The sequence below is a fragment of the Streptomyces sp. ATLC9 genome (genome assembly GCF_057196705.1).
Genome location: NZ_JBXUOY010000560.1, coordinates 1 through 716 on the forward strand (window position 1 = coordinate 1; position 716 = coordinate 716).

Sequence of the window (716 nt, forward strand, 5' to 3'; positions counted from 1 at the left end):
CCCTGTCTGTCAGACTCCGGTGAGACCCAGAAGGTATACATCTCTTTGATCTGATGCAGGGCGAGACAGGACCAGGACCACCGTGACGATGACCCTTGCCGACCAGACCGTGATGGCACGGCAGGATGGTCGGGTGAACGACGAACCCGCCGACAAGCCGGCCCGGCCCAAGCGACGGAGCTTCACCGCCGGGTACAAGGCGCGGATCCTCGCCGCCTACGACGCCCTGCCCGACGGCAGCCCGGAACGCGGGGTGCTGCTGCGTAAGGAGAAGCTGTACCACTCGCATATCGAGCACTGGCGCAAGCAGGCGCGAGAAGGAACCCTCCCCGCGTCCTCCGGAAAGGTCCACCGAAGTTCCGAGGCGGAGGAGCTGGCGCGGCTGCGTGCGGAGAACGCCCGGATCAAGGCGGATGCCGAGAAACTCGCCTCCCGCAACGAAAGACTCTCCGGTGAACTGGACAAGACCAGGACGGCACTGGAGATCGCGGGAAAAGCTTTCGCGCTGCTTCAGGACGTGTCCGGCAGCGCGGACTCCGAGAAGAAGTAACGGCTGTCCAGGATGCATTCCCGCCAGGCATGGAGAAGGCAGTCGGCACGGTCACGGCCTGCCGGATCCTGGGCGTCTCCCGGGCCACGCCGCACCGGCGGCGGAACCCGAAACCGCCCACGGCCGGGGAACGCCGGCCGTTCCACCATCCCGCGCAGCTGTCCGA

At 66.6% G+C, this 716-nt stretch carries 1 protein-coding gene; it reads left to right on the forward strand.

What is annotated here, in order from left to right:
• Positions 1–82: 82 nt before the first annotated feature.
• Positions 83–550 (forward strand): transposase, encoded by a 468-nt coding sequence (locus tag AC2CJA_RS27060; RefSeq protein ID WP_484605259.1) that lies wholly within the window; start codon positions 83–85, stop codon positions 548–550.
• The last annotated feature ends 166 nt before the right edge of the window (positions 551–716 follow it).